The following is a 20,488-nucleotide window of genomic DNA, read 5'->3' as shown; positions in this document are numbered from 1 at the left end:
GCTGCGGGGGCGGCGGCTACGCCTCGTACGGGCGGGCCGGCCACGGCGCCAGGGCCGGGCGCAGGGTGTCCGCGCCGCCGGAGGCGAGGGCGGCGGACAGTGCCAGGACGCCCGTCACCAGCCCCGGGTTGCCGAGCTCGCCCGCGAGGACCCCTCGTACCAACTCCTCCAGCGGAACCCTGGCGATCTCCATGTCCGCCTCCTCGTCGGAGACCTGGTACCGCTCCCCCTCCGCCTCCGCGAGGTCCCGCGCCAAGAAGACCCGGATGGCCTCGTCCGATCCGCCCGGCGAGGCGAAGAAGTCCACCAGCACCCGCCAGTCCTCCGCCTTGACGTACGCCTCCTCGTACAGCTCCCGCTGCGCCGCGTGCAGCGGGTTCTCCCCCGGTACGTCGAGCAGCCCGGCCGGCAGCTCCCACAGCCGGTGCCGCACGGGGTGCCTGAACTGGCTCAGCACCAGCACCCGCTGCTGCTCGTCGAGGGCGAGCACGCACACCGACCCCGGGTGCGCCTGGTAGTCGCGCCGCACCACGGAACGGTCCGGCATCCGCACCTGGTCCGAGCGGACCGCCGTCTTCGCACCCTGGAACGGGGTCCGCGACGCGACGATCTCCCACGACTCCGGTGCGTCCACGATGCGGTTGCCGTCGCCGTCGCCGCTGCGGTTGTCGTTGTCGTTGTCGTTGCCCAAGGCCATGGCCTGTACCTTCCCGAAAACACAAGACAGCCGGGGCACGATCCGTGCCCCGGCTGCCTACGTTATGCGGTCAAGCGCAGCTCAGGCGCTCACTTGGCGGCCTGCTGCCGCTCCACGGCCGCCTTGACCAGCCCGGCGAACAGCGGGTGCGGGCGCGTCGGGCGCGAGCGCAGCTCCGGGTGGGCCTGGGTGGCCACCAGGTAGGGGTGCACCTCGCGCGGGTACTCGACGTACTCGACCAGCTTGTTGTCCGGGGAGGTTCCGGAGAAGACGAGGCCCGCCTTCTTCTCCAGCTCGCCGCGGTAGGCGTTGTTGACCTCGTAGCGGTGGCGGTGGCGCTCGTCCACGTACGCCTGGTCGCCGTAGACCTCGCGCACGATCGAGCCCTCGGCGAGCTTCGCCGGGTACATGCCCAGACGCATGGTGCCGCCCAGGTCGCCCGCGCCCTCGACGAAGGCCAGCTGCTCCTCCATCGTGGAGATCACCGGGTGCGGGGTGGAGGCGTCGAACTCGGTGGAGTTCGCGTCCTCGATGCCCGCGAGGTTGCGCGCGGCCTCGATGACCACGCACTGCAGGCCCAGGCACAGGCCGAGCAGCGGGATCTTGTTCTCGCGGGCGTAGGTGATGGCGCCCACCTTGCCGTTGACACCGCGGTCGCCGAAGCCGCCGGGCACGCAGATCGCGTCCACGTCGGCCAGCTGTGCGGCGGCGCCGGCCGGGGTCTTGCAGTCGTCGGAGGCGACCCACTTGATCTGCACGCGGGCCTTGTTGGCGAAACCGCCGGCGCGCAGCGCCTCGGTCACCGACAGGTAGGCGTCGGGCAGGTCGATGTACTTGCCGACGAGCGCGACCTTGACCTCGTGGTCGGGGTTGTGGACCCGGTCCAGCAGGTCCTCCCAGACCGTCCAGTCCACGTCGCGGAAGGGCAGGTCGAGCTTGCGCACGACGTACGCGTCCAGACCCTCGGTGTGCAGCACCTTCGGGATGTCGTAGATCGACTTGGCGTCGATCGCCGCCACCACGGCCGCCTCGTCCACGTCGCACATCAGCGAGATCTTGCGCTTGATGGAGGTGGGGACGTCACGGTCGGCGCGCAGCACGATCGCGTCGGGCTGGATGCCGATGTTGCGCAGGGCCGCGACCGAGTGCTGGGTCGGCTTGGTCTTCAGCTCGCCGGAGGGGCCGATGTAGGGCAGCAGCGAGATGTGCACGACGAAGACGTTGTCGCGGCCGACCTCGTGGCGGACCTGGCGGACGGTCTCCAGGAACGGCAGCGACTCGATGTCGCCGACCGTGCCGCCGACCTCGGTGATGACGACGTCGACGTCCTCGGTCGCCATGCGGCGGATGCGGTGCTTGATCTCGTTGGTGATGTGCGGGATGACCTGCACGGTGTCACCGAGGTACTCGCCGCGCCGCTCCTTGGCGATGACCTGCGAGTAGACCTGGCCGGTGGTGACGTTGGCCGAGCCGTCGAGGTCGACGTCGAGGAAGCGCTCGTAGTGGCCGATGTCCAGGTCGGTCTCGGCGCCGTCGTTGGTGACGAACACCTCGCCGTGCTGGAAGGGGTTCATCGTGCCGGGGTCGACGTTCAGGTACGGGTCGAGCTTCTGCATCGTGACCCGAAGACCGCGCGCCTTCAGCAGCGCACCCAGGCTGGAGGCCGTCAGGCCCTTGCCGAGGGAGGAAGCGACACCCCCGGTGACGAAGATGTGCTTGGTCGTCATGGATTTGGGCGGCATCGCCAAGAGGGGGCTCCCGTGGTCGCGAGGTGAGGTGCGTCCGGCGCCGGCCACCGTCGATCCGAAGGTCTCTGGGGGCGCCGAAGCTGCGGTTTCGGGGCTCCTGATTCGCACAGGCAGACCACCGGTCCACGGGGTACCAGCCTATCAGCGCCCGGGACGGTCCGCCTCCGGCCACGCGGCGCGACCGGCTCGGGGAAGCCCGGCGCGACCGGCTCCCCACCCGCCCCGCGGGTATCTTGCCTGCTCACCCGTTTAGCCGAGCGCCATTGTTCCAAGACTTAAGGAGATCACTAGGGTGCCGTCATATCCTGCTCGGATATCGCTCACATCACCGCCGAGCAGTCCGGTAGACGGCGTAACCCGCCGGTTGGCGGAATCATGGGCTCAGTGCGGGGATCCACACACCACAGGAGACCGCGCAACCGCGCAATGCAAGCGCCCTTCGGGGCGGACGTGGCTGTTCGACTGGAGATGCAACGTGTCCGGGCGCATCGAGGATTACGCACTGATCGGGGACATGCAGACCGCGGCTTTGGTCTGCCGGGACGGGGCGGTGGACTGGCTGTGCCTGCCACGTTTCGACTCCCATGCCGTCTTCGCGAGCATTCTCGGCACCGAGGATCACGGGTTCTGGCGGATCGGCCCGGCGTTCCCGGCCGGCGCCGAGGCCCCGCGAGCCGACCGCCGCCGCTACCGCGGTGATTCGCTGGTGCTGGAGTCGGAGTGGGACACACCGCGCGGGACCGTGCGTGTGATCGACTTCATGCCGCCCCGCGAAGATCACGCCCCGCAGCTCATCCGCATCGTGGAGGGCGTCTCCGGACGCGTCCGGATGCGCTCCGCGCTGCGCATGCGGTTCAGCTACGGGCGGGTCGTGCCCTGGGTGCACAAGGTCGACGGGCGCACCGTCGCCGTGGCCGGCCCCGACTCGGTGTGGCTGGACACCGAGGCGCAGACGTACGGCAAGGACCTGACGACCTACTCCGACTTCACCGTCGGCCCCGGCGACCGGATGGCGTTCTGCATCAGCTGGCAGCCCTCGCACAAGGAACCGCCGCAGCCGCCGGAGGCCGAGGAGGCCCTGGAGGCCACCACCGACTTCTGGCGCGAGTGGGTCGAGCAGTGCACCTACCACGGCCCGTACCGGGAAGCGGTGGTCCGCTCCCTGATCACCCTCAAGGCCCTCACGTACGGCCCCACGGGCGGGATCGTCGCCGCGCCGACCACCTCCCTCCCGGAGGAGATCGGCGGCGTGCGGAACTGGGACTACCGCTACACCTGGCTGCGCGACGCCGCCATCACCCTGTCCTCGCTGCTGCGCACCGGGTACCGGGAGGAGGCCCGCGCCTGGCGCGAGTGGCTGCTGCGCGCGGTGGCCGGAGACCCGGAGAACCTGCAGATCATGTACGGGATCGCGGGCGAGCGGGAGCTCGGCGAGACCGAGCTGGACTGGCTGCCCGGGTACGAGAACTCGCGTCCGGTCCGCGTCGGCAACGGCGCCGCCGGCCAGCTCCAGCTCGACGTGTACGGCGAGGTCACCGAGGCCCTGCACCTGGGCCACATGACGGGCCTGGCGCGCAGCGACTACGCCTCGCTGCTCCAGCTCAAGCTGATCCGCTACCTGGAGACCCACTGGGACCAGCCGGACGAGGGCATCTGGGAGGTGCGCGGCCCGCGCCGCCACTTCGTGCACTCGAAGGTGATGGCCTGGGTGGCGGTGGACCGCACGATCAAGCTGATCGAGAGCGGGGACGCGGACGGCCCGCTGGAGCGGTGGCGCGAACTGCGCGACGAGATCCACCAGGACGTGTGCGAGAAGGGCTACGACAAGGAGCGCAACACCTTCACCCAGTCCTACGGGTCGCGGGAGCTGGACGCCTCGCTGCTGCTGATCCCGCAGATGGGCTTCCTGCCGCCGGACGACAAGCGGGTGATCGGCACCATCGAGGCGATCCAGCGCGAGCTGTCGACCCCCGACGGGTTCATCCTGCGCTACCCGACGGCGGGCGAGGAGGCCGGTGTGGACGGCCTGGAGGGCGACGAAGGGGCCTTCCTGGCGTGCTCGTTCTGGATGGCCGACGACCTGGCGATGATCGGCCGCGTCGACGAGGCGCGCCGCCTCTTCGAGAAGCTGCTGTCCCTGCGCAACGACCTGGGGCTGCTGGCCGAGGAGTGGGACCCCAAGCTCCAGCGGCAGGTCGGCAACTTCCCGCAGGCCTTCAGCCACGTTCCGCTGATCGACACGGCCCTGCGGCTCACGGCGAGCGGGGCGTACGGAGGCTGACGCGGTCGGCGGGCCCGGGCCGCCGGGTCCGCCTACATTGGAAGGGTCCTATGCCCCTCTCGGAAGGGAGGGTGGCCATGGCGCCCCTCTCGAAGGCGGGCACGGCCCTTGCCGCGCTCCGTGAGGATCTGACCGGCGAGGTCTTCGCCCCGGAGGATCCGGGATACGACGCGGCACGCACGGTCTTCAACGCGATGATCGACCGCAAGCCCGCCGTCATCACCCGGTGCGAGAGCGAGGCGGACGTCATCACCGCCGTCCGCTTCGCCCGCGACCTGGACCTGCCGGTCGCGGTACGCGGCGGCGGGCACAGCGTCGCCGGGATGTCCCTCAACGACGGCGGCGTGGTCGTCGACATGCGCCGGATGCACGAGGTGACGGTGCACCCCGGGGCGAAGGCCGTACGGATCGCCGGCGGCGCGGTGATGAGCCACCTGGACCGCGCCTGCCAGCCGTACGACCTGGCGACCACCGGCGGCCGGGTCTCCACCACCGGCGTCGCGGGATTCGTCCTCGGCGGCGGATCCGGCTGGCTGGACCGCAAGTTCGGGCTGGCCGTGGACAACCTGCTCGGCGTCGACCTGGTCACCGCCGACGGCAGCACGCTCACCGCGACCGCCGAGGACCACCCCGAACTGTTCTGGGCCCTGCACGGCGGCGGCGGGAACTTCGGCGTCGCGACCTCGCTGACGCTGCGCCTGCACGAGCTGGCGGAGTTCTCCTTCTGCCTCCTGCTCTACCCCCCGGAGGCCGGGCCGCAGGTGCTGCGCGGCTACCGGGAGCTCATCGAGAGCGGTCCGGTCGAGGCGGCCGGCGGCGTGATCTACCTGACCGCCCCGCCGGAGCCCTTCGTACCGCCCCACCTGGTCGGGACGCTGATGACGGCCGCGCTGGTGACGTACGCGGGCGGCGAGGAGGACCTGCGCACACTCGTCGGGCCGCTGCTGGCGCTGCCGCACGAGGCGGAGGTGCTCGGCGCGATCCCTTACCCGGACTTCCAGTGCATGCTGGACGACCCGCCGGGGCTGCGGAACTACTGGTCCGCGGAGTACCTGACCGGGCTGCCCGACGAACTGGTGGAGGTGTTCTGCGCCCGCGCCACCACCATGCCGGTGCCGACCGGGACGCAGCACGCGATGTTCCCGCTGGGCGGGGCCATCGCGCAGGGGCCCGCCCAGTTCCCGGTTCCGTACCGGGACGCGCCGTGGGCGGTGCACCCCTTCGGCATGTGGGAGGACCCGGCCGACGACGAGCGGTGCCGGCAGTGGGTCAAGGACGTCCGGGCCGACGTGCGGCCGTGGAGCACGGGGTCGGTCTACCTCAACTTCACCGGCGACGAGGGCCCCGAGCGCGTGGTGGCCGGGCTCGGCGAGGAGAACCTGCACCGGCTGGGCGCGGTGAAACGGGAGTACGACCCGGACAACGTCTTCCGCTTCAACCACAACATCAAGCCCACCTGACCCCCTGATAGCGTCCGCAATATGGACGAGCAGGGCGGACAGGGCGGCATCACGGTTCAGCGGGCACTGGAGCTGCCGGGACTGCGCAGCGGGCTGCCGGAGGTGGTGGCCTGCGCCGACCGGCTGGGCCGCACGGTGCGCTGGGTGCACGCGGGCGAGGTCCCCAACATCGCGTCCCTCCTCAAGGGCGGCGAACTGCTGCTGACCACCGGGCTCGGCCTCGGCACCCGGCCCGCCGAGCAGCGCGCCTTCGTGCGCCGGCTCGCGGACCGGGGCATCGCCGCGCTCGTGGTCGAACTGGGCCCGCGCTTCACCCGCCTGCCCGCCACGATCGTGGAGACGGCCCGCGCGGCCGGGCTGCCGCTGGTCCAACTGCACCGGGAGGTCCCCTTCGTCGCCGTCACCGAAGAGGTCCACACCGAGATCGTCAACGGGCACTACGCCCTGCTCCAGCGCGCCGAGGAGGTCCACCGGCGGTGTACGCAGGCCCTGCTGGGCGGCGGCGGCATCCCGCAAGTACTGCGGATCCTGGCGGATTTCACGGCGAACCCGGTGTTCCTGGAGACCCCGGACGGGCAGCTGCTGTACGCGGCCGGGCCGGTCTCCGGGGAGGCGGCCGCGGACCCGCTCCAGGTCTGGGAGGGCCTGCGCGGCCAGCGCGAGGCGGAGCCGTCGGCCAACGTGGTGGTGATCGACGTCCCCGGCGGCGGCCACGGCACGGGCTCGGTCCGCGCCCGCGTGGTGCTGCTCGGTGTCTCCGCTCCGCTGCTGCCGGTGCACCGCATGGCGGCCGAGCGGACGGCGGGGGTGCTGGCGGTGGTGATGATGCAGGCCCGCCAGGAGGAGGAGCTGGCGGCGCGCGGCCGCGGCGACTTCCTCACCGACCTGGCGGAGGGCCGCATCTCGGCCGAGGACGCGCCGGCGCAGGCGCGGGTGCTCGGTTTCAAGCCGGGCGCCGGGCCGCTGCTGCCGGTGGTCATGCGGCTGTCCTCGGACCTGGGCCCGTCGGGGAACTGGGCGGTCCTGGCCCGTGCGGTGCTGGAGGAACTGTCCGCGGTCGGCGTACCGGTCCTGCTGGGGGTCCGGCCGGTGGAGGGCCGGGTCCCGCTGCTGGTGTCCCTCCGTGCGGAATCCGAGCGCACGGCGGTGGCGGACCGCGTCGCGGTGGCGCTGCGGGCCGGCGTCGAACGGGCCGGCCTGGACCGGGCCGCCGCGCCGCCGGCGGTGGTCGTCGGAGTCGCGGGCGGCTGGACGGCCGCGTCCGCGGGCCTGCGCCACGCGGCGGAGACCGCCACGGCCGCGCACGGCCTCCCGGCCCGCCCCTGGTACGACGCCCGCCGCCTGGACATCGACCTCCTCCTGTGGCGCCTGCGCGAACACCCCGACCTGGCGGCCTTCGTGGACCGCGCGATCGGCGCGCTGCGGGTGCACGACACGACCTCGCGCCCGCCGCTGCTGCCGACCCTGGAGACGTACCTGGCCCATGCGGGCCGCAAGGCTGAGACGGCCCGCGAGCTCCACCTCAACCGCCAGACCCTGTACAACCGCCTGGCCCGCATCTCGGAACTCCTGGGCACGGACCTGGACGACCCGGAAACGGTCCTCTCCCTGAGCCTGGCCCTCCGCGCCCGCCGCCACACTCCTTCTTGACGCCAAGAGGCGGGAGGCGGCATCAGCCAAAAAGATGGCCCCGCCGGCGTTTGAGGCGCGGGGTCCGGGGCGGAGCCCCGGCAGCGGCGCCGCAGACGCACACCCGCCGCACCCCCGCCGGAGGCTATCGGCGGGGGCGGTCCATCAGCTCGTCGTACACCGACAGGACCTGCGCCACCGTGTCGTCCTCGGACGGCCACGTCGCCGCCTGGGCCCGCCCCGCCGCGGTCAGCGCGGCCCGCCGCCCCGGATCCGCGAGCAGCCCGGACACGGCCTCGGCCAGCGCGCCCGGATCCCCGTACGGGACCAGCACGGCCGCGTCCCCGACCAGCTCCGGTACGCCCCCGACCCGCGTGGCCACCAGGGCCACCCCGGCCCGCAGTGCCTCCTGCGCCAGCAGCGACCGCGCCTCCCACCGGCTCGGCAGCACCGCGACGTCCGCCGCCGCGAGCAACTGCGCCACGTCCCGGCGCCGCCCCAGCAGCCGCACCGGCAGGGCCTCGGCCTCGATCCGCCGCGTCAGGTCGGCCCGCATCGGGCCCTCCCCCGCGATCACGAGCAGCGGCACCGGATCCAGCGCCCGCCACGCCCGTGCCGCGTCCAGCAGTACGGAGTACCCCCGCCCCGGCACCAGGCTGCCGACCGCGATCAGCAACGGCCGTTCCGTCGAGCCCAGTTCCGCCCGAGCCTTGCCCGGATCCGTGCGCGGGGCGGCAGCGGCCGCGCCGGCCGGCAGCGCCGTCGGGGCCAGCCGCGCGTCCCGCGCCCCGCGCAGCCGCGCCAGGTCCACCTGGTCCGACGAGGACCCCAGCACCACCACGGCCGCCCGGGCCACGTGCCGCTCCAGCAGCCGGCTCAGCCGCCCTGCCGTACCCGCGGCCGCGGCGCCGCCGCCGTGCCAGGTCACCACCAGCGGTACCCGGCGCCCGCTCAGCGCCAGCGCCGCCCGCATCCCGGCCCGTACCCCGTGCGCGTGCACCACGTCGGCTCCGGCGCACGCGACCCGCAGCGCGCTCACGGCGTCGGGCAGGAAGTGCGCCCCGGCGCCGGTGAAGTCGTACTCCCCCTCGGCCTCGACGGGGGCGCACACGGTGACACGTACGCCCCGGGCGGCGAGCCCGGTCGCGAGGGAGCGCACGTGCGCACTGCTGCCCGCGCCCGCACCGCCCAGGACCTGGACGGTACGAAGCGGTGGCCGCCCGTACGACTGCGCGGGGACCGGGACCGGGGAGCTGCTCACGGGCCGAAGCTCCAGGGTGAGGGAGTCAGAGACGTGGCCAAGGATGCCAGTCCGCACGCGCGTTCCGGGACCATACGGGTGCGGATCCCATGCGAGATACCGCTCAGCACCACCGAGCCTCACTCACACGGGCTATCCGCACGTCACCCTGACGCCTGGTCGGGGACCGTCAGATCACGCGTCCGCCCGCGCCGCCGCGAGGAGTTCCTCCGCGTGGGCCCGGGCGGAGACCGAGTCCTCCTGGCCCGCCAGCATGCGCGACAGCTCGCGGACCCGGGCCTCGCCCTCCAGGACGGTGACGCCGCTGCGCGTCACGGAGCCGTCGTTGGTCTTCTCCACCAGCAGCTGCCGGTCGGCGAAGGCGGCCACCTGCGGCAGGTGCGTGACGACCACGACCTGCGCCGACTTGGCCAGCTTCGCCAGCCGCCGGCCCACCTCGACCGCCGCCTTGCCGCCGACGCCCGCGTCGACCTCGTCGAAGAGGTACGTCGGCACCGGATCGGAGCCGGCGAAGACGACCTCCACGGCCAGCATCACGCGGGAGAGCTCACCGCCCGACGCGCCCTTGGCGATCGGCCGGGGCTGCGCGCCGGGGTGCGGGGCCAGGAGCAGCTCCACCTCGTCCGTGCCCGAGGGCCCGTACGCGACGGGGCGGCCGTCCACCTCCACCCCTTCGGGGTCCTCCGCCTGGCGGATGTCGATGCTCACCCGGGCGTGCGGCATCGCCAGCGAGGCCAGCTCCTGCGTCACCGCCGACGCGAAGCGGGTCGCCGCCTCGCCCCGCGCATCGGTCAACGCCTGGGCCAGCAGTGAGAGTTCCTCCCGCAGTCCGTCCCGTTCGGCGGTGAGCTCCGCGATCCGCTCGTCGTCGCCGTCCAGCTCCAGCAGCCGCGCCGAGCCGCGCTCGGCCCACGCCAGCACCGAGTCCACCGTGTTCTGGCCGTCCCCGTACTTGCGGGTGAGCTGGATCAGGGCCGCCCGGCGCTCCTCGACCGCCGCGAGCCGCAGCGGGTCGGCGTCCAGGTCGTCGGCGTACCCGGCCAGCTCCCCGGCCACGTCGGCGAGCAGGATCCCCAGCTCGCCGATCCGCTCGGCGAGCGCGCCGAGCGCCGGGTCGTGGGAGCGTACGGATTCCAGTGCCCGGTGCGCGCCCGCGACGAGGGTGTTCGCATCGACGCCCTCCGGGTCCTCGGGGTTGCCGGCCAGCGCGGCGTGCGCGATCTGCGCCGCCGAGGCCAGCGACTCGGCGTGGCCCAGGCGCTCCGCCTCCGCCGCGAGCTCGGTGTCCTCGCCGGTCACCGGTTCCACGGCCGCGATCTCGTCCAGCCCGAAGCGCAGCAGGTCCGCCTCCTGGGCCCGCTCCCGGGCCCGGGTGGTGATCTCCTCCAGCTCCACGGCGACCGAGCGCAGCCGCCGGTAGGCGGAGGCGTACTTCTCCAGCGGGACGGCGACCGCGTCCCCGGCGTACCGGTCGAGCGCCTGGCGCTGCCGGGCCGGGCGCAGCAGGCCCTGCTGGTCGGTCTGCCCGTGGACGGCCACGAGGTCGTCGGCGAGTTCCGCGAGCAGGCCGACGGGTACGGAGCGGCCGCCGACGTGCGCCCGCGAGCGCCCCTCGGCGGACACGGTCCGGCTGATCAGCAGGGCGCCGTCGTCGAGCTCGGCCCCGGCCTCCTCGGCCCGTACCGCCGCGGGCGCGTCGGGGCGCATGACGATGCGGCCCTCGACGACCGCCGCCTTGGCGCCGATCCGTACCAGGGCCGGGTCGGCGCGACCGCCGAGCAGCAGCCCGAGGCTGGTGACGACCATCGTCTTGCCCGCGCCGGTCTCGCCGGTCACCGCGGTGAAACCGGGCGACAGCTCGACCACCGCGTCGTCGATGACCCCGAGCGACCGTATCCGCATCTCCTCAAGCACGGGACGACGATACCGAGGTTTCACCGGTGCCATGTGACGTCACCCGCCCGGAGCCGGTCGAACAGTCGAACTAATTAGTGCGGAGCCCCGCGCCACCCCGACACCGGCAGCGCGAATTTGGCGACGAGCCGGTCCGTGAACGACGCGTGGTGCAGCCGGGCGAGCCGCACCGGCACCGCCCCCCGCCGGACCTCCACCCGCGCCCCGGCCGGCAGCTCCAGCATCCGCCGCCCGTCGCACCACAGCACCCCGTGCGGGGTCCCGGTCTGCACCTCCACCGCCAGCACCGAGTCGGGCGAGGTCACCAGCGGCTTCGCGAACAGCGCGTGCGCGCTGATCGGCACCATCAGCAGCGCCTCCACCTCCGGCCAGACCACCGGCCCGCCCGCCGAGAAGGCGTACGCCGTCGAGCCCGTCGGGGTCGCGCAGACGATCCCGTCACAGCCGAAGCCGGAGACCGGGCGCCCGTCGATCTCCAGGACCACCTCCAGCATCCGCTCCGGGGAGACCTTCTGGACCGCGGCCTCGTTCAGCGCCCAGTCCCGGTGGACCACGTCTCCGTTGGTCCGCACGATCACGTCGAGGGTCATCCGCTCCTCGACCTCGTACGCCCGCGTCACCACCCGGTCCACGACCTTGTCCAGGTCGTCCCGCTCGGCCTCCGCCAGGAAGCCGACCCGGCCCAGGTTCACGCCCAGCATCGGCACCCCCGAACCGCGCGCGAACTCGGCGCCGCGCAGCAGGGTCCCGTCGCCGCCCAGCACGATCAGCAGCTCACAGCCCGCGAGCACCTCCGGGGTGCACTCGGCCACCAGCTCCACCTCGGGCGGCAGCGGCAGGTCCACCGCCTCCTGCCGCAGGACTCGTACGCCCAGCCCGCACCTCAGCAGACCCTGCACGACCAGCTCGGCACTGCGGATGGCCGCCGGCCGCCCGGTGTGCGCGAGCAGGAAGACGGTCCGTCCCGCCCCTGAGGCTCCTGAAGCCGACGAAGCCCCTGAAACCCCTGAAGCCGATGATGCTGATGAATCTGTCACTGCGGCCCCTCCGCCACTGCACGGTCAACATCCGCCGGGTCGAGGTCCGGTGCCCCCGCCCGCAGCCACAGAAAGTACTCGACGTTGCCCGACGGGCCCGGCAGCGGGCTCGCGGTCACCCCGAGCACTCCCAGGCCCAGCTTCCCCGCCTGCGCCGCGACGTCCCGCACGGCCTCGGCGCGCAGCTCCGGGCTGCGCACGACTCCGCCGCTGCCCAGGCGGTCCTTGCCCACCTCGAACTGCGGCTTGACCATCAGCACCAGGTCCGCGCCGGGCGCGCAGCACCGTACGAGCGCCGGCAGGACCAGCCCGATGGAGATGAAGGACAGGTCACCGACGACCAGCTCGACCGGGGCCCCGTCGAGCAGTTCGACCGTCAGCTCGCGGACGTTCGTGCGGTCCTTGACGGTGACCCGGTCGTCGCTCTGCAGCGACCAGGCGAGCTGCCCGTAGCCGACGTCGACGGCCATCACGTGCGCCACGCCCGCGCGCAGCAGTACGTCGGTGAACCCGCCGGTGGAGGCCCCGGCGTCCAGCGCCCGCCGGCCCTCGACGAGCAGCCCCAGCGGCTGGAAGGCGGCCAGCGCGCCCGCCAGTTTGTGGCCGCCCCGGGAGACGTAGTCGGGGTCGCCGTCGTCCTTGAGGACGACCAGGGCCGCGCTGGTTTCGACCTGGGTGGCCGGCTTGGTCGCGGTGGCGCCCCCGACGGTCACCCGGCCGGCGGCGATGAGCTGCGCCGCGTGTTCCCGCGAGCGGGCCATGCTGCGGCGTACCAGTTCGGCGTCCAGACGGCGGCGTGCCACTCCTGCCACGTGGGGTTCAGCTCCTGTTTTCGTACGGACGAGGTCCGGGTGATGCGGATGGTGCGGGCGATGCGGGCGGTGCGTCCAGCGCGGTCAGCGCCTCACGCAGCCCCCTGTGCACATCCTCGTACACCTCGACGTGTCCGTCCGCCGCGAGGTGGTCGGCGTCCGCCAGCCGCTCCAGGTGCGCGTCCACTGCGGCGTGCCCCGTGGGGGTGCGTACGATGCCCAGCGCGGCGGGCACCGCGGGCTCGGCGGCGGCCTCGTGCGCGGCCGTTTCCCCGGGCGCTTCGGGCGCTTCGTCGGTCATGCCCTGACGCTACCGCGAAGCACCCCGCGACCACACACGGCTCTGCGGTACGGTCGATCACGATGGCTACGATCGAGGAGTGCCGCGATGCACTCGACCGACTCTCTGACAACCTGGCGCGGGCGGAAGGCGGCGTGCGCGGTGCGACCGCGCTGGACCGCTCGCTGAGCTGCCACATCACCGACCTCGACCAGACCTTCACGGGCCGCCTCGACGGAGGCCGGATCCGGGTGGACGCGGCCCTCGCGGGGCCGCCGCCGGCGAAGGCCGAGATCCGGCTCGCCATGAGCGGTGACGACCTGCTCGCCCTGGTCGCCGGCCAGCTGAAGTTCGCCAAGGCCTGGGCCTCCGGCCGGGTCAGGCTGGAGGCGGGCTTCCGCGACCTGCTGCGGCTCAAGAGCCTGTTGTAGAGGCGACGGCCTTCGTACGGGCCGACCGCGCGGCGGGGATCACCAGCGGGGTCCCCGTCTCGGGGTCGTCGATGATCTGGCAGCGCAGCCCGAACACCTCCTCCACCAGCCCGGCCGTTACCACCTCGGCCGGCGGGCCCTCGGCGACGACCTTCCCGCCCCGCATCGCGATCAGGTGCGTGGCGTAGCGGGCGGCGTGGTTGAGGTCGTGCAGCACGGCGACCAGGGTCCGCCCCTGGTTCTCGTGCAGTTCCGCGCACAGGTCGAGCACGTCGATCTGGTGCTGGATGTCCAGGTACGTCGTCGGCTCGTCCAGGAGCAGCAGCGGCGTCTGCTGGGCCAGGGCCATCGCGATCCACACGCGCTGGCGCTGGCCGCCCGACAGCTCGTCCACGGCCCGGTCGGCGAGCTCGGCGATCCCGGTGGAGGCCATCGACTCGCCCACGATCCGCTCGTCCTGCTCGGACCACTGCCGCAGCAGACCCTGGTGCGGGTAGCGGCCGCGCGAGACCAGGTCGGCGACCGTGATGCCGTCCGGCGCGATCGAGGACTGCGGCAGCAGACCGAGGGTCTTGGCGACCTTCTTCGCCGGCATCGACCCGATGGCCTGCCCGTCGAGCAGCACCCGCCCGGCGGACGGCTTCAGCATCCGCGACAGGGCGCGCAGCAGCGTGGACTTGCCACAGGCGTTGGGGCCGACGATCACCGTGAAGGAGTTGTCCGGGATCTCCACCGACAGGTTCTCGGCGATGACCCGCTGGTCGTAGCCGAGGGTCACGTTCTCCGCGGTCAGCCGCTGCACTTGCGTACTCCTCAGTTCGTTCGCGCTCATATACGTCCCGCCTTGCGCTCGGTGACGAGCAGCCAGAGCAGGTAGACACCGCCGACCAGACCGGTGACCACGCCCACCGGAAGCTGGTCGGCGCCGAAGGCCCGCTGCGAGGCCCAGTCGGAGAGCAGCAGCAGCACGGCGCCCATCAGGGCTGCGGTCAGCAGGCTCGCCCCGGGCGACCGGGTCAGCCGCCGGGCCAGCTGCGGCGCGGCCAGCGCGACGAAGCTGATGGGCCCGGCCGCGGCGCTCGCCGCGGTGGTGAGCAGGATCGCCGCCACCATCAGGACCAGCCGGGTCCGCTCCACCCGCACCCCGAGGGCGTACGCCGCGTCGTCGCCCATCTCCATCATCCGCAGGGCCCTGCTCTGCCCGAGGATCAGCGGGAACAGCACCGCGCAGGCCGCCAGCAGCGGCCACACCTGCGCCCAGTCCCGCCCGGCCAGCGAGCCGGTCAGCCAGACCATCGCACGGGTGGCGTCGACGAGCTGCGCCTTCGTCAGCAGGTACTGGATGACGGCGACGAGCATCGCGGAGGCGCCGATGCCGACGAGCACCAGCCGGTAGCCCTGGATCCCCTGCTTGTAGGCGAGCAGGTAGACGGCCAGGCCGGCCAGCAGACCGCCCAGGAGCGCGCCCACCGCGACCTCACCGGCGCTGCCCTTGAAGAGGATGATGACGGTCAGCGCGCCGACCGCCGAGCCGTACCCGAAGCCGAGCAGGTCCGGGGAGCCGAGCGGATTGCGCGACACGGACTGGAAGACGGCCCCCGCCATCCCGAGGGCCGCGCCGACGAGCAGGGCCACCAGGACCCGCGGCAGCCGCAGGTCGTTGATGATGAAGTCGTGCGCGGGAGTTCCGTTGCCGAGCAGGGTCTGCACGACGTCCATCGGGGCGATCTCGAAGTCGCCGGTGCCGATCAGCAGTACGGCCAGCACCAGCGCCGCGGCCGCGAGCAGCAGCCCGACGGCCAGCGCGCGCCGCTCGACGCGCAGCGACAGCCCGCCGGGCAGGTGCAGCGGCCGGGGCCCGCGGCGGCCCGCGGAGAGTTTGACGGTCACAGCTGGGCCATCCTCTTGCGCCGGACGAGGTAAATGAAGACGGGGCCGCCGACGAGCGCGGTGACGATGCCGACCTGGAGCTCGGCGGGCCGGGTGACGACGCGGCCGATGACGTCGGCGCCGAGCAGCAGCACGGGCGACAGGACCGCCGAGTACGCCAGCACCCAGCGCATGTCCGGCCCGGTGAACACCCGTACCAGGTGCGGGATCATCAGGCCGATGAAGACGATGGGCCCGCAGGCGGCGGTCGCCGCCCCGCACAGCAGGGTGATCGCGAGCATCGCGCCGATCCGGGTCCGCGTCAGGTTGGCGCCGAGCGCCCGCGCGGTGTCGTCGCCCATGGCCATCGCGTTGAGCGGCCGGCCGAGCGACAGCGCGAGGACCGCGCCGACCAGCAGGAACGGGGCGACCTGGCGCACGGTGTCCATGTTGGCCGAGGCCAGCGAACCCACCGTCCAGAAGCGGAGCTTGTCCAGCGCCTTGCTGTCCATCAGCTGCACGGCGTTGATGTAGCCGATCAGGGCCGCGCTGGCCGCCGTACCGGCGAGGGCCAGGCGCACTGGCGTCGCGCTGCGGCTGCCGCCGAGGACGTACACGACGACCGAGACGACGGCGGCGCCGAGGAAGGCCCACCACACGAACTCGCTCAGGGAGTTCGCGCCGAAGAAGCTGATCGCGGAGACCACGGCCGCCGCGGCCCCCGCGTTGACGCCGAGGATGCCGGGCTCCGCCAGCGGGTTGCGGGTCAGCGCCTGCATCACCGCCCCCGAGAGGCCAAGGCCCAGACCGACGAGCAGCCCGAGCAGGGTGCGCGGCACCCGCAGGTCCCGCACCACCACGTCGGAGGGTGTCCCCGTGTAGTGGAACAGGCCGTGCCAGACCTCCCCGAGCGGCATCTGCTTGGCGCCGACGGCGATGCTCGCCACCGCGATCAGGGCCAGTACGGCGAAGGCCGCCAGCAGACCGGCGGCGCGCGCGGCACGGCGCGAGCGGGTGGGGGCGACCGGCGCCGCGCTCTGTTCAGGAGGACTCTCGACCAACACGAAAGTTAGGTTAGCCTACCCTGCGCCTGCGCGGATCCCCCGAACGGCACCCCGCCGCCCCTGCCACGCGCCTAGAGGCCCAGCCTGGCCAGCGCCTTGCCGGCGTCAAGCCCGCACGCCCCGTCACCCGCCTGAGTCCAGGCCGCCGCGCACAGCGCCCGCAGCCCGTCCAGCGGATCCCCCCCGCCCCGCAGCTCCAGTACGCCGGCCGGCGCGGCCGCGGTCCAGCCCCCGCAGCCGAAGCCGTCCGCGGCCGCCGCCACCTGCGGCTGCCCGGTCAGCAGCCCCCGCAGGTCCCGGTCCACGTACGTCGGCCGGTGCCTCGGCTCGGCGCGCAGCAGCTGCTCCGCGTCCGCGATCCCGGTCAGCACCAGCAGCGAGTCCACCTCCCCGTTGAAGGCGCCCTCGATGTCGGTGTCCAGCCGGTCGCCGACCACCAGCGGCCGCTTCGCCCCGGTCCGCAGCACCGTCTCCCGGTGCATCGGGGGCAGCGGCTTGCCCGCCACCTGCGGCTCCGCGCCCGTGGCGATGCGTACGACCTCCACCGCGGCTCCGTTGCCCGGCCCGATCCCCCGCGCCCCCGGAATCGTCAAATCGGTGTTGGACGCGTACCACGGCACCCCGCGGTTGACGGCGTACGAAGCCTCCGCGAACCGCCCCCACGGCAGGTCCGGACCCCCGTACCCCTGGACGACCGCCGCGAGGCCGTCCTCGTCCGCCGACTCCACCGGCACCAGCCCGCGTTCGCGCAGCGCGACCCGCAGCCCCTCGCCACCGATCACCAGCACCTTCGACCCGGTCGGCACCTGCTCCGAGATCAGCCGGGCCACCGCCTGCGCCGAGGTGATCACCTCACCGGCCTCGGTCGGGATTCCCAGCTCGCTCAGGTGCTCCGCCACGGAGTCCGCAGTGCGCAGCGCGTTGTTCGTCACGTACGCGAGGTGCATCCCCCCGGCCCGCGCCGCGGCCAGCGACTCCACCGCGTGCGCGATGGCCTCACCGCCCGCGTACACCACCCCGTCCAGGTCCAGCAGAGCCGTGTCGTACGCCTGGTGCAAGCTCCGCTCACTGCCCGCGGGGCTGGTCCTGCTCTGCCGGGTCATCGTGTCGACTCCTCATACGATCGATCTTGTCCGGTTTCCGTACTCCCCCGATCATCCCGCATGGCGAGACCCGACTTACGATGCTCCAATGACCACTTCTGGCACCGCCGACCATGGACTGCGCCTGATCCCGTTCCATGGCCTGCGCTACGTCCCCGAGCGCGTCGGCAGCCTGGCCGCCGTCACCTCGCCGCCGTACGACGTGGTCGTGCGCCCCGACGGACTCAACCACCTCGAGTCCGCCGACCCGCACAACATCGTCCGCCTGATCCTCCCGCAGGCCGACACCCCCGCGGCGCGCAACGAGCAGGCCGCGCGCACCATGCACCACTGGCTCGCCGAGGGCGTCCTCAGCACCGACGACGAACCGGCGCTCTACGTCTACGAGCAGCGCCGGGCCGGCCTCGTCCAGCGCGGCGTCATCGGCGCCCTCGCCCTGTCCGCGGCGGACGCCGGCATCGTCCTGCCCCACGAGGACGTCATGCCCGACGTGGTCACTGACCGGGCCGGCCTGATGCGGGCCACCGCCGCCAATCTCGAACCCCTCCTGCTGACCTACCGCGGCGACGACCCCGACGCGGGCGCGGCGGCCGTCGTCGAACGGACCGCCCGGCGCGCCCCGCTGCTGTCGACGACCACCGAGGACGGCTTCCAGCACCGGCTCTGGGCCATAACCGACCCCGCCGAGCTGACCTCCGTAGCCGCCGATCTCGGCCGCCGCCAGGCCCTCATCGCCGACGGCCACCACCGCTGGGCGACGTACCTGCGCCTCCAGGAGGAGCACCCGTCCCCCACCCCGTGGGACTTCGGCCTGGTCCTCCTCGTCGACACCGCCCGCTACCCCCTCCAGGTCCGCGCCATCCACCGGATGCTGCGCCGCCTCCCGGTGGCCGAGGCACTGGCCGCCCTCGACGGACACTTCCGGATCCGCCCGGTCGACGGCCCGCTGCCGCTGGCCATGGAGGCCCTGGACGACGCAGCGGAGCGGGGGAACGCCTTCCTGCTGGCCGGCGACGGCACCTTCCACCTCGTCACCGACCCCGATCCGGCCCTGATCGAGCGCACCGTCCGCCGCGACCGGCCCGAGGCCTGGCGCCGGCTGGACGCCACCGTGCTGCACGCCACCCTGCTCGACGCGCTCTGGGACGTGCCCGACACCCCGGACCACATCTCGTACATCCACGACACCGAGGCGACCGTCGCGATGGCCGAACGCAACGGCGGCACCGCGGTCCTGATGCACCCCGTACGGGAGGAAGTGGTCCGGGACCTGGCCCGCCAGGGCGTGACGATGCCCCGCAAGTCCACCTCCTTCGGCCCGAAGCCGGCCACCGGCCTGGTCCTGCGCAGCCTGGACTGACCCGCTCTGACGCGGCGGCCGCGGCAGCCCGGAAACGAAAAAGGGCGGTACCCCCACCGGGGTACCGCCCTTCCTCACTCACTCACACACTCAACCGACTCAGGCCTTGTCGCGGCCCTCGTCGCCCTCGTCCACGACGACGACCTCGTCAGTGAGGTCGATGTCCGACTCGTATTCCTCGTCGTCCTCGTCGTAGTACTCGGCCACGTCGGAGGCGCGCTCGGCGGCACGCACTTCGGGGTCGTCCGAGTCGTCCTCATCGTCGAGCTCGTCCTCGTCGTCGAGCTCGTCCTCGCGCCGGTCATCGAGCTCGTCGTCCTCGTCGGCAACGGGCTCGTCGTCCTCGGCTTCGGCGCCCGCGTCGACGAACTCGACCCCGTCCAGCTCGGCGAGCCGGTCGGAGGCGTCCGTGGCGCCGTCCTTGTCGGCCTCGAGGGCCTTGGCGAACCACTCGCGCGCCTCGTCCTCACGACCGGCCGCCAGCAGGGCGTCGGCGTAGGCGTAGCGCAGCCGCGCGGTCCAGGACTGGACGGAGCTGGAGGCCAGCTCCGGGCTCTGCAGGGTCACGATGGCCGCGTCGAGCTGCCCCATGTCCCGCCGGGCACCGGCCGCGACCAGACGCATCTCGACCTGGCCGGCCTTGTCCAGCTTCTGCACCTCGGGCTCGCCGGCCATGGCCAGCGCCCGCTCCGGACGGCCGAGGCCGCGCTCGCAGTCGGCCATGACGGGCCACAGCTCGACGGAACCGGTCATGCGCTTGGCGGCGCGGAACTCCGCGAGCGCCTCGCTGTACTTCTGCGTGGCGTACGCGGCGAAGCCGGCGGCCTCGCGCACGGCGGCGACGCGGGAGGCCAGCCGCAGGGCGATGCGCGAGTACGCGTACGCCTGCTCCGGGTCCTCGTCGATCAGCCGGGCCACCATGACCAGGTTCTTGGAGACTTCCTCGGCCAGGCCCTTGGGCAGGCTCAGCAGCTCCTGGCGAACGTCGGCGTCGATCTCGAAGCCGGTGACGTCATCGTCGATCGGAAGCCGCTTGACCGGGTCGCGGTCCGCACGGAAGTCGCGGTCGCCACCACGGTCATCACGACCGCCACGGTAGCCACCACGATCGCCGCCACGGTCGTCACGACGGGGGTACGAGGGACGGTCGCCACCACGGTCGTCGCGACGCGGGTAGCTGGGACGGTCGCCGCCACGGTCGTCACGCCCACCGCGGAAACCGCCGCGGTCGTCGTCACGACGCGGGTACGACGGACGGTCGCCACCACGGTCATCGCGACGCGGGTAGCTGGGACGGTCGCCACCGCCGGTGGGACGGTCACCACGGTCGTCACGACGGGGGTACGACGGACGGTCGCCACCACGGTCGTCACGGCGCGGGTAGCTGGGACGGTCGCCACCACGGTCGTCACGCCCACCGCGGAAACCGCCGCGGTCGTCATCGCGACGCGGGTACGACGGACGGTCGCCACCACGGTCATCGCGACGCGGGTAGCTGGGACGGTCGCCACCGCCGGTGGGACGGTCACCACGGTCGTCACG

The 20,488-nt window shown here is 73.0% G+C and carries 18 protein-coding genes; 5 read left to right on the top strand and 13 right to left on the bottom strand.

Annotation, left to right across the window (positions count from 1 at the left end; translation table 11 throughout):
• Window positions 1-16: 16 nt before the first annotated feature.
• On the bottom strand, window positions 17-697 hold the full coding sequence (locus ACFWB8_RS32575) for an NUDIX domain-containing protein (protein WP_385235348.1): 681 nt from the start codon (window positions 695-697) through the stop codon (window positions 17-19).
• Between the two features lie 89 nt (window positions 698-786).
• Window positions 787-2,439 carry a CTP synthase gene (locus tag ACFWB8_RS32570; RefSeq protein WP_385235345.1) on the bottom strand — a complete coding sequence of 551 codons (1,653 nt, stop codon included), beginning with the start codon at window positions 2,437-2,439 and terminating at the stop codon, window positions 787-789.
• A gap of 481 nt (window positions 2,440-2,920) precedes the next feature.
• Between ACFWB8_RS32570 and ACFWB8_RS32565 the strand changes: the two genes are divergently transcribed.
• The 3 genes from ACFWB8_RS32565 to ACFWB8_RS32555 all read left to right on the top strand — a co-directional run bounded on the left by ACFWB8_RS32565 (window position 2,921) and on the right by ACFWB8_RS32555 (window position 7,836).
• Window positions 2,921-4,726 (top strand): glycoside hydrolase family 15 protein, encoded by a 1,806-nt coding sequence (locus ACFWB8_RS32565; RefSeq protein WP_385235342.1) that lies wholly within the window; start codon window positions 2,921-2,923, stop codon window positions 4,724-4,726.
• A 77-nt stretch (window positions 4,727-4,803) separates the two neighbouring features.
• The gene (locus tag ACFWB8_RS32560) at window positions 4,804-6,186 is read left to right on the top strand and encodes an FAD-binding oxidoreductase (RefSeq protein WP_385235339.1); all 1,383 of its coding nucleotides are present in this window, start codon (window positions 4,804-4,806) and stop codon (window positions 6,184-6,186) included.
• Window positions 6,187-6,207: 21 nt separating this feature from the next.
• A complete protein-coding gene (locus ACFWB8_RS32555) occupies window positions 6,208-7,836 on the top strand; it encodes a PucR family transcriptional regulator (RefSeq protein ID WP_385235336.1) in 1,629 nt (542 codons plus the stop codon).
• 124 nt (window positions 7,837-7,960) lie between these two features.
• Here ACFWB8_RS32555 and ACFWB8_RS32550 read toward each other — a convergent pair whose 3' ends face one another.
• From ACFWB8_RS32550 to ACFWB8_RS32530, 5 genes are all read right to left on the bottom strand, one after another.
• Window positions 7,961-9,076: a glycosyltransferase family 4 protein gene (locus tag ACFWB8_RS32550; RefSeq protein ID WP_385235333.1), complete on the bottom strand. Its 1,116-nt coding sequence runs from the start codon at window positions 9,074-9,076 to the stop codon at window positions 7,961-7,963.
• Between the two features lie 174 nt (window positions 9,077-9,250).
• Window positions 9,251-10,978 (bottom strand): DNA repair protein RecN, encoded by a 1,728-nt coding sequence (recN, locus tag ACFWB8_RS32545; RefSeq protein ID WP_385235354.1) that lies wholly within the window; start codon window positions 10,976-10,978, stop codon window positions 9,251-9,253.
• A gap of 86 nt (window positions 10,979-11,064) precedes the next feature.
• A complete protein-coding gene (locus ACFWB8_RS32540) occupies window positions 11,065-12,027 on the bottom strand; it encodes an NAD kinase (RefSeq protein WP_385235330.1) in 963 nt (320 codons plus the stop codon).
• Window positions 12,024-12,839 carry a TlyA family RNA methyltransferase gene (locus ACFWB8_RS32535; RefSeq protein WP_385235327.1) on the bottom strand — a complete coding sequence of 272 codons (816 nt, stop codon included), beginning with the start codon at window positions 12,837-12,839 and terminating at the stop codon, window positions 12,024-12,026. Before ACFWB8_RS32535 ends, ACFWB8_RS32540 begins: the two co-directional genes overlap by 4 nt.
• 7 nt (window positions 12,840-12,846) lie before the next feature.
• Entirely contained in the window at window positions 12,847-13,140 is a 294-nt protein-coding gene (locus ACFWB8_RS32530) for a hypothetical protein (protein WP_385235324.1), read from the bottom strand.
• Window positions 13,141-13,202: 62 nt separating this feature from the next.
• Between ACFWB8_RS32530 and ACFWB8_RS32525 the strand changes: the two genes are divergently transcribed.
• Window positions 13,203-13,550 (top strand): SCP2 sterol-binding domain-containing protein, encoded by a 348-nt coding sequence (locus tag ACFWB8_RS32525; protein WP_385235321.1) that lies wholly within the window; start codon window positions 13,203-13,205, stop codon window positions 13,548-13,550.
• On the opposite strand, the gene ACFWB8_RS32520 is transcribed toward ACFWB8_RS32525, so the two are convergent.
• The 4 genes from ACFWB8_RS32520 to ACFWB8_RS32505 form a co-directional block, all read right to left on the bottom strand.
• Window positions 13,534-14,382: an ABC transporter ATP-binding protein gene (locus ACFWB8_RS32520; protein WP_385235318.1), complete on the bottom strand. Its 849-nt coding sequence runs from the start codon at window positions 14,380-14,382 to the stop codon at window positions 13,534-13,536. The two genes, ACFWB8_RS32525 and ACFWB8_RS32520, sit on opposite strands and share 17 nt — an antisense overlap.
• Window positions 14,379-15,440 carry a FecCD family ABC transporter permease gene (locus ACFWB8_RS32515; protein WP_385235315.1) on the bottom strand — a complete coding sequence of 354 codons (1,062 nt, stop codon included), beginning with the start codon at window positions 15,438-15,440 and terminating at the stop codon, window positions 14,379-14,381. The genes ACFWB8_RS32520 and ACFWB8_RS32515 overlap by 4 nt, the downstream gene beginning before the upstream one ends.
• The gene (locus tag ACFWB8_RS32510; RefSeq protein WP_385235312.1) at window positions 15,437-16,483 is read right to left on the bottom strand and encodes a FecCD family ABC transporter permease; all 1,047 of its coding nucleotides are present in this window, start codon (window positions 16,481-16,483) and stop codon (window positions 15,437-15,439) included. The genes ACFWB8_RS32515 and ACFWB8_RS32510 overlap by 4 nt, the downstream gene beginning before the upstream one ends.
• A 71-nt stretch (window positions 16,484-16,554) precedes the next feature.
• Complete coding sequence (locus ACFWB8_RS32505) at window positions 16,555-17,586, bottom strand: HAD-IIA family hydrolase (RefSeq protein WP_385235309.1); 1,032 nt, start codon at window positions 17,584-17,586, stop codon at window positions 16,555-16,557.
• Window positions 17,587-17,674: 88 nt separating this feature from the next.
• Here ACFWB8_RS32505 and ACFWB8_RS32500 point away from each other — a divergent pair, with 88 nt between their 5' ends.
• Window positions 17,675-18,946 (top strand): DUF1015 domain-containing protein, encoded by a 1,272-nt coding sequence (locus ACFWB8_RS32500; RefSeq protein WP_385235306.1) that lies wholly within the window; start codon window positions 17,675-17,677, stop codon window positions 18,944-18,946.
• Window positions 18,947-19,045: 99 nt separating this feature from the next.
• Here the strand turns inward: ACFWB8_RS32500 and ACFWB8_RS32495 are convergent, their stop codons facing one another.
• Both ACFWB8_RS32495 and ACFWB8_RS32490 read right to left on the bottom strand, forming a co-directional pair.
• Window positions 19,046-19,915 carry a hypothetical protein gene (locus ACFWB8_RS32495; RefSeq protein WP_385235351.1) on the bottom strand — a complete coding sequence of 290 codons (870 nt, stop codon included), beginning with the start codon at window positions 19,913-19,915 and terminating at the stop codon, window positions 19,046-19,048.
• Window positions 19,912-20,488 (bottom strand): hypothetical protein (locus ACFWB8_RS32490; RefSeq protein ID WP_385235357.1); only part of this gene is annotated, 577 nt, incomplete at its 5' end. The genes ACFWB8_RS32495 and ACFWB8_RS32490, both read right to left, overlap by 4 nt.

Source organism: Streptomyces sp. NPDC060031 (assembly GCF_042736805.1).
Lineage (GTDB): Bacteria > Actinomycetota > Actinomycetes > Streptomycetales > Streptomycetaceae > Streptomyces.
The sequence above is the reverse complement of the archived record's forward strand: the minus strand, read 5'-3'. Positions and strand labels throughout refer to the sequence as shown.

Coding starts and splice junctions, on each gene's coding strand:
- ACFWB8_RS32520 (WP_385235318.1), bottom strand. CDS start 14,382: ATGAGCGCGAACGAACTGAGGAGTACGCAAGTGCAGCGGCTGACCGCG.
- ACFWB8_RS32530 (WP_385235324.1), bottom strand. CDS start 13,140: ATGACCGACGAAGCGCCCGAAGCGCCCGGGGAAACGGCCGCGCACGAG.
- ACFWB8_RS32575 (WP_385235348.1), bottom strand. CDS start 697: ATGGCCTTGGGCAACGACAACGACAACGACAACCGCAGCGGCGACGGC.
- ACFWB8_RS32555 (WP_385235336.1), top strand. CDS start 6,208: ATGGACGAGCAGGGCGGACAGGGCGGCATCACGGTTCAGCGGGCACTG.
- ACFWB8_RS32525 (WP_385235321.1), top strand. CDS start 13,203: ATGGCTACGATCGAGGAGTGCCGCGATGCACTCGACCGACTCTCTGAC.
- ACFWB8_RS32570 (WP_385235345.1), bottom strand. CDS start 2,439: ATGCCGCCCAAATCCATGACGACCAAGCACATCTTCGTCACCGGGGGT.
- ACFWB8_RS32505 (WP_385235309.1), bottom strand. CDS start 17,586: ATGACCCGGCAGAGCAGGACCAGCCCCGCGGGCAGTGAGCGGAGCTTG.
- ACFWB8_RS32500 (WP_385235306.1), top strand. CDS start 17,675: ATGACCACTTCTGGCACCGCCGACCATGGACTGCGCCTGATCCCGTTC.
- recN (WP_385235354.1), bottom strand. CDS start 10,978: ATGCGGATACGGTCGCTCGGGGTCATCGACGACGCGGTGGTCGAGCTG.
- ACFWB8_RS32560 (WP_385235339.1), top strand. CDS start 4,804: ATGGCGCCCCTCTCGAAGGCGGGCACGGCCCTTGCCGCGCTCCGTGAG.